Source organism: Carboxylicivirga mesophila (genome assembly GCF_018271975.1).
GTDB classification, from domain to species: domain Bacteria; phylum Bacteroidota; class Bacteroidia; order Bacteroidales; family Marinilabiliaceae; genus Carboxylicivirga; species Carboxylicivirga mesophila.
Genome location: NZ_JAGUCN010000006.1, coordinates 94,287 through 112,721 on the forward strand (window position 1 = coordinate 94,287; position 18,435 = coordinate 112,721).

Genomic DNA, 18,435 nt, shown 5'->3' on the forward strand with positions numbered 1-18,435 from the left:
TATAAAAAAAAATATCAAAATAGGATTGTATGTATTGGCGGGACTATTACTAGTGCCGCTCTTGTTGTATTCTGTTTTGTTATTGCCTGCAGTTCAGACATCTGTGGTGAATTATATCACAGCTGAATTATCCGAAGACTTAAACGCTGATATAACTATCAAACGGGTCCATCTTAGACCATTCAAAACACTGGTGCTGGATGATATTGTGATTTATGATCAGCATAAGGATACACTGCTGGTTGTTGAGCGCGTTTCTGCTAATATTGACTCGTTATATTTCAGAAGCAAGGAGCTTTATGTTGGGCTCTTGAGTGTTCAAGGTCCTGATATAAATATTCAAAAAGAAGATTCGGTTTATAATTATAGTTTTTTAACCAAAAGGCTAGTCAACAGGCGCACAGGAAATTCAAAATGGACAATTGGTCTGAAGGATCTTGAAGTTAAAAATGGAACGGTCGATTATGCTGTTGATTCATTGTCACGCGCTACCACTATTTCAGAAATCAATCTGCTGTTACATGACCTGCGAAAGGATAGTCTCTGGCGCTTTGATATCAAAGAATTTGGACTTAAAAACCTAATGCGCCTTAATCTTGAAAGGGTTGAGGCTAATGTAGCTGTTGGTGATTCGTGCTTGTTCTTAAATAAGGCTTTAATTTCTACCGGCCGTTCATCATTGCATATTGATTCGTTAGCTCTTGAGTTTAATAAGGGGAAAAAGGGAATGGCGCAAATTGGTAGTTTTTATGCAGATGTCAGAAAATCCGATTTCAGTGAAGCAGATATTGTTAAGATTAGTCCACTGAAGCGAGCTACAAATATTGGGCTTTCAGGAGTTGTGTATGGAACGGTGAATAACATAAAGGGGCGTAATGCCAGGATTTATTTCGGGCCTCATTCGCAATTGGTTTCCAGTTTTGATATTAGTGGATTGCCAAATATCGACGAGACGTTTTTGTATTTAAAAGTAAACCGATTGAGTACAACTCCGTCCGATTTAGAGCAACTTTTTTCGCATGTAAAAGGGCAGGCTTTAACCTTACCGGCGGCTATCAATAGTTTAAATGAAATAAAGTATCAGGGAAACTTTACAGGGTTTTTAACAGATATGGTGGCCTATGGTGAGTTTACAACTGCTTTGGGGCAAATAAGCACAGATATAGGCCTGAAGATTGATAGCCAGGATGATCTGGTATTCTCAGGTAACCTGAAGACACAACAGTTTGATATTGGTCAACTAGCCGGTGCCGAGGAGTATGTTGGAAAAGTTTCAATGGCCGTGACTATTAATGGAAGACGGCGTTCAACTGAACAGTTTGATGCTTTTCTGAGTGGCGTTATCGATACTTTATCCATTAATAACTACGATTATAAGAACATTCGATTGAACGGCCTTTTTGAAAACAATAAATTTGATGGTGATTTTTTGATTGATGATCCCAACGGACAAGTTGGATTTAATGGAAAAATTGACCTGTCGGGTGACCTTCCCAATTTCAGCTTCAACGCCCACTTAACCGATATCAAACTTGATCGCCTCAACCTCTATTCAAAACATAAAAACAGTTCGCTTACTGTTGATATAGAAACTGATATTTCAGGTAAAGACCTGAATGATATTGTTGGGTTTATGCATCTTGATAATTTCTCATATCTGTCCGATGATCACGATGTTGCCATTGACTCGTTGTTGTTGATTTCTGTGCGTGAGGGAGAGAGAAAACGCGTTGTGCTGCAGTCTGATATTGCTGAAGGTGATTTGGTGGGTGTTTATAATTTTACACACATTGGGAGTTTGCTCAAAAAGAATCTTACTCAGTATTTGCCAGCTCTGGCCAATACGGTTAATATCAAAGAAAAAGAGCTGACGCATAACGATTTCACGTTTTCCTGCACTTTTAAACGTATTTCTGAAATAGCAGCAGTGTTTGCTCCCGGTATTAGTGTTTCCGATGAAGGTTTGCTCTTAGGTAGCTATAATTCATCACTGGGGGAGATGGATGTTGAAGTGGAGTTGCAGTATATTGATGCCAATGGATTAAGTGCCAGTCATCCCGAGGTGCATATTTCCAGCGGACAAAGTGATGAGCTGGATGTTGTATCACGATTCAGAGAGTTAAGTGTAGATAAGCTTGGCACTTTTCAGAATCTGAGTTTTCATCATAGTGCCCATAATGATACAGTTGATTTCAATATTTTCTGGAATAACTGGGACGACTATACCAATAGTGGTTCTATTTTAACAACAACCACCTTTAAAGCAAGGGATAACGGCGTGTATGCAACTTGTAATCTTCACCCTTCCTATATCATGGTGCGCGACAGCCTATGGGAGATTCAGCCAACTACTTTGCATTACCACCCAGACGGATTCTCAATGAAAAATTTCAGGGTGTACCATGGCAACCAGGAGGTTGGCATTAATGGTTTTGCTCATCGTCATGTAAAAGATGGATTAAGGGTTCATTTACAAAATATCAGTCTGTCTGACATTATTGGTTACCAGGATTTGCAGCAGGTGCAGGTATCAGGTGCTCTGAGTGGCACATTAGATTTTCATAACATTTATAAGTCACCTGTCATCAGCGGAGATTTGGCGGTTGATGGTTTTGTTTTTAATGATGATAAGGTTGGTGATTTTTCAGTTGTGGCCGACTATCAGCCAAAGAAGAATCAGTTAACCGTGCAGGCAAACGTAGTTAAGGACGAAAAGCAGTCGCTTACAGGTGGTGGGTATATTGATTTGGCCCAACAGGAGTTAAACATGAATTTCGATATTGATCAGTTGGAAATTGGTTTTCTGAATCTTTACCTCAGTCGAATTATGCAAAACTTAACGGGTACCGCCAGTGGACAGATTGCTGTGGTTGGTGCACTCAGTAGCCCCGAGTTACTAGGTAGACTCCGCATTAATAAGGCGTTTTTTGATGTAGGCCTGCTTAAGACAACCTATTCTGTAGCCGATTCGGTTATTTTCGAACCTAATGAAATGATCTTTAAAAATCTATTGGTGGCCGACAGGAATGGGAAGCAAGGTAGTTTTAATGGTACAATTCATCATACTGCCTTTCGGAATATGAGCTATAACCTTAGCCTTATAGCCAACAATATGTTGGTGATGGATACTAAATATAGCGATAACCCTTTGTATTATGGCGAGGTTTATGCCGATGGCAACATGGCTATAACCGGAACGACAAAGGATTTAATAATTGATATAGCCGGACGGACGCGTGAGAATACAGAGTTTTTTATTCCCCTTACCGATGAAGAAAGTGCTGAAGAGAGTAGTTTTATTCGCTTTATTAATCCTGTTGAAGAGGCAAATACACAGCGCAAAAAGGGCGACGAGATTAGTAATGAATACGATATTGATTTGACCGGGATGACCGTAAGTATGGATCTGGATATTACACCCGATGCTCGCTGTCAAGTGATATTTGACTCTACTGTGGGTGATATACTCAGGGGAAGTGGTAATGGCAACCTACAGGTTAAAATGGATAAAGAGGGAGGTATCAACTTCTATGGGGACTTTAATTTTGAAAATGGTGACTATATGTTTACCCTTCGAAATGTGTTAAATAAGAAGTTTGTTATTAATCAAGGTTCAAGCATTAACTGGGATGGCAACCCGTATGATGCCAATATTGACCTTAATGCCACTTATAAGCTGAAAACAAGCCTGCTGGATTTGATTGGTGATTATTCCGATGAAACGCAAAGAGACTTTGGCCGGCGTATACCCGTTAACTGTAATCTGCTTCTGAGTGACCGACTGACACAGCCAAATGTGAAGTTTGAAATTAAGACACCATCCAGCCAGGATTATAATCAGAATATTATTGATGCCTACATTAATACCGAAGAGGAAACCAATCGTCAGGTATTATCCCTACTGGTGTTAAATAAGTTTTACACCACCGAAAATGCCTCTGCTAATAACCCAACCGGGTTAGCGGCTGGTAACAATGCGGCTTTAGTTACCACTACCGAGATGCTATCTAACCAGTTAAGTCACTGGTTGTCCCAAATAAGTCGTGATATTGATATAGGTGTAAGCTATCGTCCGGCAAGTGAAATGACAGATGATGAGGTGGAAGTGGCGCTCTCAACCCAAATGTTCAATAACCGGGTGCTGGTCAATGGTAATGTGGGTTATGGACAGGACCAAACGCGCCCCAGTAACCTCATTGGTGATTTCGACGTCGAAGTAAAGCTGAATAAATCAGGCAGTTTAAGGGCTAAAGCTTACACACATACTAATAATGATCTGATTTATTCCAGCGATTATAATGTGTCGCCAACCACGCAGGGTGTTGGTGTGTCTTTCCGCGAAGAGTTTGATACGCTCGAGGAACTCATGCATAAATACTGGCTGAAAATATCGGGTCAGAATAAGAAAAAAGCTGAGCAAGGGCAGAAGGAAGAGGAAGAAGAGACTAAAGATTAAATCTTTTCGTTACCTATTACATAGCTATTTTATTATTTTTAGCCTTGAATTATTTAAGAGGTAAGGAAGAGGTTGTGTATACTTCCTTATGGGTTTTGTCAATATTATAAAACTAATTGATATGAATTTGTTGTTGTTCATTCAGGCAACTGCTGAAGAAATGCCTGTAGACGAATTGGCTGAAGGAGCCGAAAAAAGCATGAATTACATGGAGATGGCTAAAGCCGGTGGATTGATTATGATACCGTTGGTGCTGCTGTCGTTTGTGGCTGTGTATATATTTATAGAGCGCTACCTGGCTATTCGTCGTGCAACAAAAGAGGATGCCGGCTTTATGAATAAGATAAAGGATTACATTCATGATGGTAAAATAGAATCAGCACTGGCTTTGTGTCAGTCGCACGATTTTCCGGTGTCGCGCATGATTGAAAAAGGCATCACCCGCATTGGTCGTCCGTTGAATGATGTGAATACCGCCATCGAAAATGTAGGTAACCTTGAGATTAGCCGACTGGAGAAAAGTCTGCCTACTTTAGCAACTGTTGCTGGTGGAGCGCCAATGATTGGTTTCCTGGGAACCGTAATTGGTATGGTAAAGGCTTTCTTTGATATGGCCAATGCCGGCAATAATATTGATGTGCAGTTGCTGTCATCGGGTATTTATACGGCGATGGTTACTACCGTTACCGGATTGGTGGTTGGTATTATTGCCTATTTTGCCTACAACATATTGGTAGCCAAAGTAGAGAAGGTGGTGTTCAAAATGGAAGCCCGCACCATGGAGTTTATGGATTTATTAAATGAACCAGCTCATTAAGCATGGCTTTAAAGCGAAGGACAAAGATTAGTGCAGCTTTTAGCATGTCATCTATGACAGACATTGTGTTCCTGTTGTTGATCTTTTTTATGATCACATCAACAATGGTGCACCCTAATGCTATTAAACTGCTCATACCAAAAAAGGCCACTAAAAAGGTGGTGGTAGAGAAATATCTGAATGTGCGCGTAACAGAATCGGGCAGGTACTATGTGGATGGGAAGCGCTTGGGTGCCGATAACCTTGAATCGGGCTTAATAAGGGCGTTCAGCAGCAGCGATAGAGCTATTGTGAGGTTGCGCACCGACCGGAATGCATCAACAGGGCATGTGGCCCGCATTCTCGATATAGCAGAATCGAATGGAATTAAAGTAATTTTAGATATCAGGTAATGGCACTTAAAAGACAAAGTAAAGTAGATTCGGGCTTCAGCATGTCGTCCATGACCGATATTGTGTTTCTGTTGCTCATCTTTTTTATGATTACGTCCACCTTGGTAACGCCTCAGGCAGTGCGCGATTTAGTGCTGCCCAAGAGTGATCACCAGGTGTCGGCCAAGCCCAATACAACCATATCCGTAACTGCAGATATGCGCTACTATGTGGAGGGTGAAGAGGTGCCCTTCTGGAAGATTGAGCGGCGATTGAAGGAAATTATCGAGATCAGTCCCGATACTTACATCGCTTTGCACGTGGATGAGTCGGTGCCTTTTTCGGTCGTTGGAAAGATAAGAGATATTGCTATCCGTAATAAGTACAAACTGATATTGGCCACACAGGGTAAATAAAATGGAAGAAAAGGATAAGAGATATGGCATTATAGGCTCAGTAATATTTCATGCTGTAATATTATTGTTGTTGATATTCTTTGGCCTTCAGACTTTACCACAGGAGGAAGAAGGCATACTGGTGAATTTTGGTGACACCGTATTGGGACAGGGTGAAGTGGAGCCGAAGGAATCGCAGGCACCGCCTGTGGAGCAGCAGCAAACACCACCGCCCCCTAAAGTAGAAAAGGTGCCTGAACCTAAAGTAACCGAGCCTGAAAGTAAAGATGAGGTAGCTACTCAGGATTTTGATGATGCCCCGGTAGTAAAATCGGAAGCACAAAAGAAAAAAGAAAAGGAAGAGCAGGAGCGATTGGATAAGGAGCGCCGTGAACGCGAGGAACAGGAGCGTATAGAGCGTGAAAAAGAGCTGGAAAGGCAGCGCATTGCTGCAGAAGAGGAGGCCAAACGTCAAAAGGAGCTGGCTGAACAGCGGGCCCGCGAAGAAGCCGAACGTAAAAAGCGGGAGGAGCAGGAGCGACAGGCGGCCGAAGCGCGAAATCGTGTGTCTGGCGCTTTTAGTGGTAAAGGTACGGGCGATAGCTCATCGGAAGGTGAAACGGGTGGCAGCGGTAACCAGGGCTATGTAACGGGTGATCCGAATTCGAAAAACAGAACAGGATCGGGATTAGGTGACTCGGGCAGTGGCTTTGATCTGAAAGGACGTTCATTAATAGGTAGCTTGCCAAAGCCACAGCATAACTCCAATAAGGAAGGTGTTGTTGTGATCAAAATTATTGTTGACAGAAATGGTAATGTGACTTCGGCCGAGTTTCAGTTGAAGGGTTCTAATACGCAAGACAGGGAGCTGGTGGAAAATGCAAAGGCAGCAGCTCGCCGCGCGAAGTTCAATGCTGATAAAAATGCCAGCGCCTACGCACAAGGTACTATAACCTATTATTTCCAGCTGGATTAAGCATCGCTACCATCTGCCCAATATAGGCTATGTTGTCCTCTGGAAGGGGGTGTCTGTCCCCAATAAAGTTGAGCCGTCCCCAGTAAGGGTGAGCCTGTCCCCAGTAAGGGTGATTCTGTCCCCAGTAAAGTTGATTCTGTCCCCAGTATAGGTGAGCCGTCCCCGGCAAGGGTGAGCCGTCCCCATGGGGTTTTCAAGGTGAAATTAAAAGAACAACACCTTAAGACCTGCCACAAATACTGTAGCCAGCAATATGTACCGAATATACTTAACGCCTATCTGCTGCGCATATCTGGAGGCGATAAAAGCACCACTGGCATTGCCAACAGCCAGAATAATGCCGTATAAAAAATTCACCTGTTCAGACCAAATAAAGATGCCAAGCGCAATGGCTGTATAAGCCAATACAATGAAAACCTTAATGGCATTAGCTTTTATTAAGTCATAGCCAACACCCAGCACCAGGCCTGCCAGTAAAAAGAAGCCGACACCGGCCTGTATGAATCCACCATAGACACCAATAAAAAAGAAGATAACAACCTGCCAGAAGGCTGGTTTTTCATTCACTTGTCCGGCTTGTGCTTTCACCCATTTGTCTGGTTTAAACAGGATGACGAAGAACATGACGAAAAGGAGTGAACCGATAAACAGGTTCAGAATTGCCTCATTAATTGTAACAGCAATAGAGGCACCAATAACAGAACCAATAATGGCCGGAATAACCAGGAACGAACTGCTCCGGTAATTAATCAGGCCCTGCTGTTTAAAGTTACGCACTGCTATCACATTCTGGAAAAAGATAGCTACCCGGTTGGTGGCATTGGCCTGGTGTGACGACAGACCCAGAAACATCAGCAGGGGCAAGGTGATTAAGGAACCACTGCCCGCCAAGGTGTTAATAAAACCGGCAAAAAGGCCGGCCAGTATAAGTAGTGCAGCATCAATTATTGACATGTTTGTTTGCTTTTCAGGTACAAATATAAGGCGTATAGGGATGCGATCTTTATGTGCACTGTGTAAATAAAGATCGCATCCCCATTAACAACAAAAGCCGCTCTCAATCGAAAGCGGCTCTGTATTTTATTATGTGCATTGTAAATAGCTATCAGCCATTAGCCAACAGCTATCAGCTTTAATCTACCATGCAAACATAGGCTTATCAGCCATCAATGCATTTACTTTTTTACGTGTTTCAGCGATAGCTTCTTCGTTGTCGATGTTCGAAATTACTTCGTCAATCAAATTAACGATAGTACGCATGTCGTCTTCTTTCAAACCACGTGAAGTGATAGCAGAAGTACCTACACGGAAACCTGAAGTAGCAAATGGTGAACGTGTATCGAAAGGCACCATGTTTTTGTTAATGGTGATATCAGCCTTCACTAATGTGTTCTCCACTTTCTTACCTGAGATATCAGGGAATTTTGTGCGAAGGTCGATCAGCATTAAGTGGTTGTCTGTTCCGCCAGAAATAATTTTGTATCCCAACTTAACAAACTCAGCAGCCATAGCTTGTGCGTTAGAGCGAACCTGATCTACATAAACAGCGAAATCATCAGAAAGAGCCTCGCCAAAAGCAACTGCTTTAGCCGCAATCACGTGCTCCAAAGGACCACCTTGCTGGCCTGGGAATACGGCGAAATCCAGTACGGCACTCATCATCTTGGTTTCACCTTTTGGTGTTTTGTAACCAAATGGGTTTTCATAATCTTTACCCATCAGAATCATACCACCGCGTGGTCCGCGTAGTGTTTTGTGAGTAGTGGTAGTTACAATGTGACAGTGCTCAACAGGATTGCTCAAACGACCTTTGGCAATTAAACCAGCCGGGTGTGCCATATCGCAAAGCAATAAAGCACCAATCTCATCAGCCAAACGACGCATGCGGGCATAATCCCATTCGCGTGAGTAAGCCGAAGCGCCTGCAATAATCATTTTAGGTTTGTGCTCACGAGCAATAGCTTCCATCTCATCGTAATCTACCAATCCGGTATCTTCTTTAACATGATAGCAAACCGGGTTGTATGTTACACCTGAGAAGTTAACAGGTGAACCGTGCGTTAAGTGGCCACCATGTGCCAAATCCAAGCCCATGAAAGTGTCACCTGGCTTAAGTACAGCAAAAAATACAGCGGCGTTAGCCTGAGCTCCAGAGTGAGGCTGTACGTTGGCATACTCAGCACCAAATAACTCACAAGCACGGTCAATAGCCAATTGCTCAGTCTGGTCTACCACCTGGCAACCACCGTAGTAACGTTTGCCCGGATAGCCTTCAGCATATTTATTAGTTAAACAAGAACCTTGAGCTTCCATTACTTGCTCACTTACAAAGTTCTCTGAAGCGATTAGCTCAATACCTTCTTTTTGGCGAGCGTATTCCTTCTCAATTAGGTCGAAAATTACTGTATCGCGTTTCATCTTATTGATATGATTTTAAGATGTGAGTATCAAAACACAAGATTTATAGTCGATTTTGCGTAGTTAATACTGACTGATTATGATTATTTATTAAACTATTTCTCTCTTTTTGCTCCTGCCGTTGCAGGTTGCGACTGAACACGCCAGGTATTATTGCCTTGTTGTCAGTAGCTTGTTTTTATCAAGGGAACACAAATTTACGCGAACCAGCCGATAAAAAAAACATTGCAGTTTATAACTTTTTATGAGAGGCAAAAATGATAAACAGCAACATTGATATCATTCATCTTTTTACCTTGCAAAGCTCATAAAAAGTACATGGGGAGAAATACTTTGTTGAGAAGGCTGCACTAAGCACCAGGCACAATGTACCAGGCACTTTAATTAATCATCCGAATAGTGAATAAGTACACGACGATAAACGGAGAATATCTTTGATTTTGAGACAAAGCCGAGGTATTTACCGTCTTTAACTACCGGCAGGTTCCAGGCGCTGGTGTCTTCAAACTTACGCATCACCCGGTCCATGTTTTCATCAATTTCTATCATGGCAGGCGGTATTGACATCAGTTCTTCAACGGTTGTTTCGTTGTAAAGCTCATTGTTAAACATTATCTCACGAATATCATCCAGCAGCACTATGCCGCATAATTCATCCTTATGATTAATCACAGGAAAGATATTTCGTTTTGAGGTGGATATGACCTTTACCAGTTCGCCTAATGTCATCTCCGGATAGATGCATTTGAAGTCTGTCTCCAGCACCTTCTCCAATCGCATGAGTGTTAACACTGCTTTATCCTTATGGTGGGTAATCAGTTCGCCCTTTTGTGCCAGTCGCTTGGTGTATAATGAATGAGGCTCAAAATACATGATGGTCAGGTAGGCAATGGTAGAGGTAATCATCAATGGAATAAACAGGCCATAGCCATTGGTTATTTCGGCAATCAGAAAGATGGCTGTCAGTGGCGCGTGCATTACACCAGCCATCATACCAGCCATGCCAACCAGTGTAAAGTGCGACGATGGCAGCTCTGCCAGTCCTAATGTTTCCATAAGCTTAGCAAACAGGTAGCCTGTTACACCGCCCATAAATAGAGTGGGGGCAAAGATACCACCTATACCACCACTGCCGGTTGTGGCAGCTGTGGCAAATACCTTAAAGATGATAAGCAATACAAGGAATGAGATTAAAGCCCAGGTATTGTCGTGCCACACATAAAAGAAGCTTTCACCCATCACTTCCTGACTATTACCATTCAGCAAGGCAATAATTGTGTTGTAACCTTCTCCATATAGCGGAGGAAACAGGAAAATCAGTAAGCTCAGTGCCAATCCACCCACAATCCATTTCGAAAACGGGTTTTTCATCTTGCCAAACTGCTTCTCGGTATTCATAATACCGCGGGTGAAGTAGAGTGAAATAAACCCAGCTAAAATGCCCAACAGTAAGTAATAAGGTATGTTGTTCAGTACAAATGGTGCTTCAAGGGTAAATGCAAATTCGGCTCCTTTGCCCAAAAAGAAATAGGCGATGGTTGATGCTGTGATGGCGGATATAAGTAAGGGAACAATAGATGCCATGGTCAAGTCAAGCATCAATACTTCCAGTGTAAATACCAACCCGGCAATGGGTGCCTTAAAGATGCCGGCGATGGCACCTGCAGCTCCACATCCCATAAGCAGGATGATGGTTTTGTAGTTCATTCTGAACAGGCGTCCCAGCGAGGAGCCAATGGATGCTCCTGTGAGTACAATCGGGGCCTCTGCTCCAACCGAACCACCAAAGCCAATGGTGAATGTACTGGTGATGATGGACGAGTAGTTATTGTGACTTTTTATATGTCCGCCTTTTTTGGAGATAGCATAAAGTATTTTGGTAACACCGTGCCCAAGGCTGTCTTTTACAAAGAATTTAATAATCAGGATGGTGATTAAGATACCAATCATCGGATAGGCCAGGAATAAGTAGTTTCCTTTATCCAGGCTAAAGTTCTCTGTTAAAAAGTGGTGAGTATGATGTACGGCATTTTTAAGCGTCACAGCAGCCAGTCCGCTAAAAATGCCAACCAGTAAACTAAGTAATAAAATAAAGTGTTTTTGACTGATGTGCTTAACTCGCCAAATAAGAACTTTCCCGATTATCTGATTGATTTTGTTCATAGTGGGCACAAAAGTAATACAAATAAAACGACAATGTTTTAGGCGGTTTTTATTTTTAACGAATCTTAAGAGTACTGATAGTCTTACTATAATTGAAAGGAGTGTGGGTATTGGGCACACAAAAAGGGAGTTTTTAACTCCCTCCACAACTATATCCTGTAATTAATAGATTACATCTTGGGTTCAATCTCAGCCCAGTTTTCTTTTCGAGCAATGCGGCTTACCTGCATTTCACTCACGCAAAACAGCTTGGCTATCAGGTTCTGCTTAACGCCTTTTTCGAGCATGCCTTTAATAACTGCCACATCATCAGTCGAAAGCTTAGAGCTGGTTACTACCTTGCCGGCTTTTTTGCGAGCTTCCTGAAGCACCTTGTGCATGCGCTTGTAACTTTCGGCTTTAGTTACCCACTTGAGGTTGGTGTGGTAGTTGTTTTGCTTATTCCAGTCAAGGTGAATTACCACATCCTGGTCTTCTGCTGTTTTATCAACAAAATACTCTGCTGTTAACTTATGTACTAAGTATGACTTTTTTTGTCCTTCTACTCGTAGACTAACATTGTAAAAGCCCTTAATATTACCAAGTTTAACGATGCGCCCGTTTACCTTATCATAACAATAGCTTTTTATGCGGCCATAGTTACTTATTTCATATTTTTTGTCGGTAAACGTAAGCTCTTTCCACTGCTCGTCTTCAATTTTCCGAAGCTTGCGTTCGTTCATGTTTGGTTTCATTACACTTTAGGTTAAAGGTTGAAATATACTAGATTAATGCTGTAAGATCTTATAAATCTATACTTTTAGTGTCGAGAAAAATGTCGAGAATTCGACTAACTGTTTTAAAGTAACAGCAAAAGTATGAAAAAGGATCTGTCAATTCAATATAACGCTGACTTTTAGTGCTGTTAAAAAAAGTTAAGTGCTTATGAGTTGGAAGACAGGGAGCTGTTGGCTTGCTCAAATAATTGGCATTTTAATATCTTTGCAGCCTAAAGTGCTATTACTATGTCGTTAGGTATTGATGATAAAGAATTAGAGAAATTTATTTTGGTAGGCGATCGTATTTTACTTAAGCCTAAAGTGCCTCAAAGTAAAACCAAATCGGGGCTTTATCTGCCACCCAGTGTTCAGGAAAAAGAAAAGGTGCATAGCGGTTACATAGTAAAGGTTGGCCCGGGCTATCCAATACCAGCTATGGCTGATGAGGATGAAGCCTGGAAAAAGAAGGATGAAACCGTTAAGTATGTGCCTTTGCAGCCCAAAGAAGGGGACTTGGCCATATACCTGCAAAGCGGGGGCTACGAAATAGAGTATAAAAACGAAAAATATGTCATTGTATCTCAATCGTCGGTATTGATGGTGATTAGGGATGAAGGATTGTTTGAATAGGAGAAATCAATGAGTATAATGGGAGAACGAATTACCACCAATAAAACCAACTACTGGAAAACAAGTGAAGGGCCAATCTGGGCGCTTGCACCAATGGAAGATGTGACTGATACTGTATTTCGTGAGGTTGTTTTACGTTTATCGAGTCCGGGCAACCTGCATTTACTGTTTAGCGAGTTTTTATCAACCGATGGTTTTTGTCACCCGGTGGGCAAAGAAAAGGTTGTGCACCGCTTTCATGTTAACGATAGTGAACTAGAGCTGATTAAGCGTGATAATGTAAAGCTGGTAGCTCAAATTTGGGGTACCGATCCGGAGAAGTTTTATAAAACAGCCAAATATATTGCTGAAGAAACGGCGTTTGACGGTATTGATATCAACATGGGCTGTCCCATGAAAAATATTATCAAAAAGGGCGCATGTTCGGCATTGATTAATACACCTGAGCTGGCGCGTGAGATTATAACTGCGGTGCATGAGGCCAGTGATTTGCCATTAAGCGTTAAAACGCGTGTAGGCTTTAAATCAGTAGTCACGGAGTCGTGGATCTCAAACCTGCTGCAATCCGAAGCCGATGCCATTATCGTGCACGGACGTATCCAGAAAATGATGTCGGAGGGTGAAGCTGACTGGAACGAAATAGCCAGGTCGGTAGAGTTGCGTAATCAAATTAATCCTGACATAAAACTGCTGGGTAACGGCGATGTCATGTCTATTGAGGAATCGCTTGATAAAGTGATGGAGTATGGTGTTGATGGTGTAATGGTTGGTCGTGGTATATTTCATAATCCATGGTTTTACAATCCTGCCTATTCACCTGCAATGGAAGAGCGTATTGAGGCCCTTCGATTGCATGCATCGCTATATGCCAATACCTGGCAAGGCGTGAAGCCCTGGTCGATTCTTAAGCGCTTCTTTAAAATTTATACCAATAGTTTCCCGGGAGCAGTTCAGTTGCGTGCACAGTTAATGGAAACGCATGGTTTTGATGAGGTAGAGCAGATACTCAATGATTTCCTGTTGGAGCAGGAGGCCAGAAAGCAAGCTAAGGAGTCAGAGGCTGAAGAAGTACAATAGCTTAAGTAAACTGTTTGAGCTGATTGCGGTAAGCGGTAAATGCATTGGCCCGCGATATAAAACCAAGGTATTTACCCTTATCGATAACAGCAATGTTAAAGCGGCTCGATTTGCGAAACATTTCCACCAGGTCTTCCATGCTGTCATCCGGGCTAATATAGTACTCCGGCATGTACATCAGGTCTCTTACCAGGGTTGATTCGTAAAGCTCCGGTTTAAATATGATTTTACGGATATCGTCCATCTTAATCATACCATGTAGTTGTCCTTCATCATCTACTACCGGAAACAGATTTCTGTGAGCTTCCGAAATAACCTGCACAAGGTCGCCCAGATTGGCATCTGGCTTAATTTTGGCGAAATCATTCTCAATCAGATTTTTAACTTCCATCATGGTTAATACGGCATGATCTTTATCGTGCGTGATAAGTTCGCGGCGTTGTGCCAGTTGATGCGTATAAACCGAGTGTTTAACAAAAGTTTTTGTGGTGGCAAACGAGGCTGTAGCTGTAATCATCAAAGGCAAAAACATTTCGTAGCCACCCGATAAATCGGCAATCAGAAAGATACCTGTGAGAGGAGCCTGTAATACACCTGCGATGAGTCCTGCCATACCAATGAGCGCAAAGTTTGGTGTGTGTAGCTGATGAAATCCCAGTTTATTGACAATGCTGGCAAAAAGTAAACCTGTATTGGCGCCCATAAAAAGAGTAGGTGCAAAAATGCCACCAACACCACCACTGCCAAAGGTGAGTGAAGCGGCTACTACTTTCAGCAAAATGATGATACTGAGCAGGGAGGCCATTGCGGCAAAGTTATCGGTCATAAATGCAAAGACCGAACCATCAAATACATGGCTGAAATCGCCGGCCAAAGCCTGGTTAATGTATTCATAACCTTCTCCGTACAGCGATGGGAAGAAAAATAAAAGTGTACCAAGTAATAAACTGCCCACCAACAGGCGTATCCTGCTTTTATTAAATCGTTCGAACCACTGCTCAATAAGAATGTATACACGTGTAAAATAGGTGGCAACAAAGCCAGCAATAATGCCCAGCAATATATAATAAATAAGGTCTTTCAGTTCGTAGGTGTGGGTAACATCAAAGGGATAAACCACCTCTTGTCCCATGAATAGATAGGATGTTACTACTGCCGAAATAGAGGCCATCAGGATTGGCACCAAAGAAGCCAGTGTAAGGTCAAGCATAATCACTTCCAATGCAAAAACAATGGCGGCAATGGGTGCTTTAAAAATGGCTGCCATAGCTCCGGCACAGGCACAGCCCAACAGTAATTTTATCTGCCTGTAATTTAAACGAAATAGTTGGCCAACATTACTCCCGATAGCCGCACCGGTTGACACAGTTGGACCCTCTAATCCCACACTTCCGCCAAATCCAACAGTTAATGCACTGGTTATGATTGATGAGAACATATTGTGCCGGTTCATCTGTCCCTGATTTTTTGAAATGGCATAGAGCACATTAGGAATACCATGACGTACCGGACGTTTGATGACATACTTGATAAATAAAACCGATAAAAAGATGCCAATTGAAGGGGTGATGAGGTAAAGGTAGCCTTTGCTGCTTTGTGTATAATGGTGAACCAGTTCGCTGATAAAGTGGACCGAGTTTTTGATGATCACAGCAGCTAAACCGGCTCCTATGCCAACTAAGATGCTTAAAATCATCATAAACTGACGATTGCTCACATGTCTTAAACGCCATACCAGGAACTGGCGAAAGAGAGATTTTCGATTCATTTTCAAAGATTGTAGCAGCAAGGTAGCAAAAAATGTACATTTCCTGAATATTGCTTAATTGTAGAAGGGAAAAACATTTTCTGCGATATCGTGTTTAAGGATTAACTTTGTTTATTCAACAGATACAACCCTGATAAATATGAAAAATAGGTTCAGATTATTAATAATATTCGTCTCTTTATTGATTAGCCATACTTTAACTGCACAAACCGGAACCATCAAGGGTTTAGTGAAAGATAAGTATAATAACCAGCCGATTCCTTTTGTAAATATTGTCGTGTATGGGACAACTACCGGAACGATGACTGATTCCATTGGCCGGTTTGAGCTTCAGAATGTGCCAGCTGGTTTTGTGCAGCTGCAACTCTCATCAATTGGCTATAAGCCTTTTGTTACCGAAGAATTTAACATCTCGCAGGTACGAAATAATTATTTTGAGATAGCACTGGAAACTACCGCTGAGGCATTGGATGAAGTGCAGGTAACGGCATCGCCCTATGCCGTTAAACCAGAAGCGCCGGTTTCGCTGCGGCGAATTGGCATCGACCAGATTGAAAAGAGTGCCGGTGCCAACAGGGATATTTCAAAAGTATTGCAGTCGTTCCCCGGTGTAGGAAGTGCCAGTACCTTTCGCAATGACTTGTTTGTGCGGGGTGGTGGTCCTTCTGAAAACCGCTTTTTTATCGACGGCATCGAAATACCAACCTTAAACCACTTCACCACTCAGGGGGCATCGGGTGGTCCGGTTGGTATTCTGAATGTGGATTTTATTCGCGAGGTGGATTTTTATTCGAGTGCTTTTCCGGTGTCAAAGGGTAATGCATTGAGTTCGGTGTTTGAATTTAAACAGATTGATGTGCAGGATGATAAGCCACACTTTAAGGGTACTGTGGGAGCATCTGAATTATCATTGACAACCACAGCTCCTATCAGTGAGAAAACAGGATTGATTGCATCGGTGCGTCGTTCATATCTGCAATTTTTGTTTGATGCGCTGGAGCTGCCGTTCCTACCCACTTTTACTGATTTTCAGTTTAAGACCCAAACACGCATTGACGCTAAAAATGAAATCACCTTTTTGGGCGTAGGAGCCATTGACAGGTTTAAGCTTAACCTGGATGCTGAGCCCACTGAGGAGAACAATTATATTTTAGACTATCTACCGGTTAACAATCAGTGGAGCTATACAGTTGGCGCTGCTTATAAACATTTTTTTGAGCGTAGCTACCTGTCTGTTTTTATGAGTCGCAACCACCTAAATAATGTGGCATATAAGTACAAGGATAATATTGAAACGCCTGAAAATCTGTTGACCGATTATTCGTCCGACGAAATTGAGAACAAGTTGAGGGTGGAATATACAGCCCGCCCCAATGATTTTACAATAAATATTGGCGCTGGTACCGAGTATGTGCAATATCAGAACGAGACCTACAACAAAGTGTTCGAAGATGGTGTTCCCAAGGAAATTAATTATTCATCGGAGCTTGATTTTATAAAATGGTCGGTTTTTGGCTCCGTTTCGCATCCTTTCTTCAACGATCGTTTAACGCTTTCGGCCGGACTGCGCATGGATGCCAACAGCTATTCATCGCAAATGAATAATCTATTTAGTCAAATTAGTCCCCGGGTGACGGCTTCATACATGCTTTTGCCTGATATCTACCTGAATATGAATGTAGGACGTTATTATCAGAACCCGGCTTATACTACTTTGGGCTATCGGAATAACGCAGGCGAACTTGTCAATAAATCAAACGGAATAAAATATTTGCAGGCCGATCATGTTGTGGGAGGGCTGGAATATCGTCCCAATAAAAGAACCCGTATAACCCTGGAGGGCTTCTTTAAGCAGTACGATGATTACCCTTTTTCGGTTAAGGACTCTATTTCTATGGCCAGTAAGGGAGGTGATTTTGGCATATTTGGTGATGAGGAAGTGACATCTACCTCTAAAGGGAAATCGTATGGTGCAGAACTACTCTTCAGAACTCGTACAGATAAAGGTTTTAGCATGATAGGGGCTTATACTTTTGTACGAAGTGAATTTACTGATTGGAAGAATGACTATGTGCCATCATCATGGGATAGCCGCCATATTTTAACATTTACTGGAAATAAGGATGTCGGTAAAAACTGGAACATTGGCGTTAAATGGCGTTTTGTGGGAGGTTTACCATACACGCCTTACGATTACGATAAGTCATCGCTGGTTTTGGCCTGGGATGCACAAAATCGGCAGTACCTTGACTATTCACAGTTTAACACGCAGCGCTTAGATAATTTTCATCAGCTGGATTTGCGCATCGATAAGACCTGGTACTTGAAAAATATGACACTTGGCTTTTACATCGATATCCAAAATTTGTATAATCAGAAGGCCAACCAGCCGCCCGAGTTGATTCAGGAACTGGATGATAGTGGTATGCCAATCATTGAAAACCCTGGTGTGCCAATAGAAGAACAGCGATACCGTCTGAAAGAGATTATTACAACATCGGGCACAGTGCTGCCAACCATTGGATTGATGATTGAGTTCTGATGTAGCTATAACTATCAGCTGCTTTGAGTTAATACTCTTCGAAATAGGTTGTACGTGATAAATA

The 18,435-nt window shown here is 42.2% G+C and carries 13 protein-coding genes; 8 read left to right on the top strand and 5 right to left on the bottom strand.

Annotation, left to right across the window (positions count from 1 at the left end):
- The first annotated feature begins 34 nt into the window (after nt 1-34).
- The 5 genes from KEM09_RS07040 (at nt 35) to KEM09_RS07060 (ending at nt 7,015) form a co-directional block, all read left to right on the top strand.
- Nucleotides 35-4,456 (top strand): translocation/assembly module TamB domain-containing protein, encoded by a 4,422-nt coding sequence (locus KEM09_RS07040; RefSeq protein ID WP_212227135.1) that lies wholly within the window; start codon nt 35-37, stop codon nt 4,454-4,456.
- Between the two features lie 121 nt (nt 4,457-4,577).
- Nucleotides 4,578-5,273 (top strand): MotA/TolQ/ExbB proton channel family protein, encoded by a 696-nt coding sequence (locus KEM09_RS07045; protein ID WP_212227137.1) that lies wholly within the window; start codon nt 4,578-4,580, stop codon nt 5,271-5,273.
- A 2-nt stretch (nt 5,274-5,275) separates the two neighbouring features.
- Nucleotides 5,276-5,665 carry an ExbD/TolR family protein gene (locus tag KEM09_RS07050; RefSeq protein WP_212227139.1) on the top strand — a complete coding sequence of 130 codons (390 nt, stop codon included), beginning with the start codon at nt 5,276-5,278 and terminating at the stop codon, nt 5,663-5,665.
- Nucleotides 5,665-6,060: an ExbD/TolR family protein gene (locus tag KEM09_RS07055; RefSeq protein ID WP_212227141.1), complete on the top strand. Its 396-nt coding sequence runs from the start codon at nt 5,665-5,667 to the stop codon at nt 6,058-6,060. Before KEM09_RS07050 ends, KEM09_RS07055 begins: the two co-directional genes overlap by 1 nt.
- 1 nt (nt 6,061) lies before the next feature.
- Nucleotides 6,062-7,015, top strand: a complete 954-nt coding sequence (locus tag KEM09_RS07060; protein ID WP_212227143.1) for a TonB family protein — start codon at nt 6,062-6,064, stop codon at nt 7,013-7,015.
- Nucleotides 7,016-7,219: 204 nt separating this feature from the next.
- Here KEM09_RS07060 and KEM09_RS07065 read toward each other — a convergent pair whose 3' ends face one another.
- The 4 genes from KEM09_RS07065 to KEM09_RS07080 form a co-directional block, all read right to left on the bottom strand.
- Nucleotides 7,220-7,969 carry a sulfite exporter TauE/SafE family protein gene (locus KEM09_RS07065; protein ID WP_212227145.1) on the bottom strand — a complete coding sequence of 250 codons (750 nt, stop codon included), beginning with the start codon at nt 7,967-7,969 and terminating at the stop codon, nt 7,220-7,222.
- A 183-nt stretch (nt 7,970-8,152) separates the two neighbouring features.
- On the bottom strand, nt 8,153-9,433 hold the full coding sequence (glyA, locus tag KEM09_RS07070) for a serine hydroxymethyltransferase (RefSeq protein ID WP_212227147.1): 1,281 nt from the start codon (nt 9,431-9,433) through the stop codon (nt 8,153-8,155).
- Nucleotides 9,434-9,817: 384 nt separating this feature from the next.
- Entirely contained in the window at nt 9,818-11,596 is a 1,779-nt protein-coding gene (locus tag KEM09_RS07075) for a chloride channel protein (protein ID WP_212227149.1), read from the bottom strand.
- A gap of 170 nt (nt 11,597-11,766) precedes the next feature.
- Nucleotides 11,767-12,330, bottom strand: a complete 564-nt coding sequence (locus KEM09_RS07080; protein WP_212191296.1) for an NUMOD4 domain-containing protein — start codon at nt 12,328-12,330, stop codon at nt 11,767-11,769.
- A gap of 270 nt (nt 12,331-12,600) precedes the next feature.
- Between KEM09_RS07080 and KEM09_RS07085 the strand changes: the two genes are divergently transcribed.
- Nucleotides 12,601-12,984: a co-chaperone GroES gene (locus tag KEM09_RS07085; RefSeq protein WP_212227151.1), complete on the top strand. Its 384-nt coding sequence runs from the start codon at nt 12,601-12,603 to the stop codon at nt 12,982-12,984.
- A gap of 18 nt (nt 12,985-13,002) precedes the next feature.
- Entirely contained in the window at nt 13,003-14,061 is a 1,059-nt protein-coding gene (locus KEM09_RS07090) for a tRNA dihydrouridine synthase (protein ID WP_212227153.1), read from the top strand.
- A gap of 1 nt (nt 14,062) precedes the next feature.
- Here KEM09_RS07090 and KEM09_RS07095 read toward each other — a convergent pair whose 3' ends face one another.
- Nucleotides 14,063-15,829 (bottom strand): chloride channel protein, encoded by a 1,767-nt coding sequence (locus tag KEM09_RS07095; RefSeq protein ID WP_212227155.1) that lies wholly within the window; start codon nt 15,827-15,829, stop codon nt 14,063-14,065.
- A 139-nt stretch (nt 15,830-15,968) separates the two neighbouring features.
- Here KEM09_RS07095 and KEM09_RS07100 point away from each other — a divergent pair, with 139 nt between their 5' ends.
- Entirely contained in the window at nt 15,969-18,371 is a 2,403-nt protein-coding gene (locus tag KEM09_RS07100) for a TonB-dependent receptor (protein WP_212227157.1), read from the top strand.
- Nucleotides 18,372-18,435: the final 64 nt, after the last annotated feature.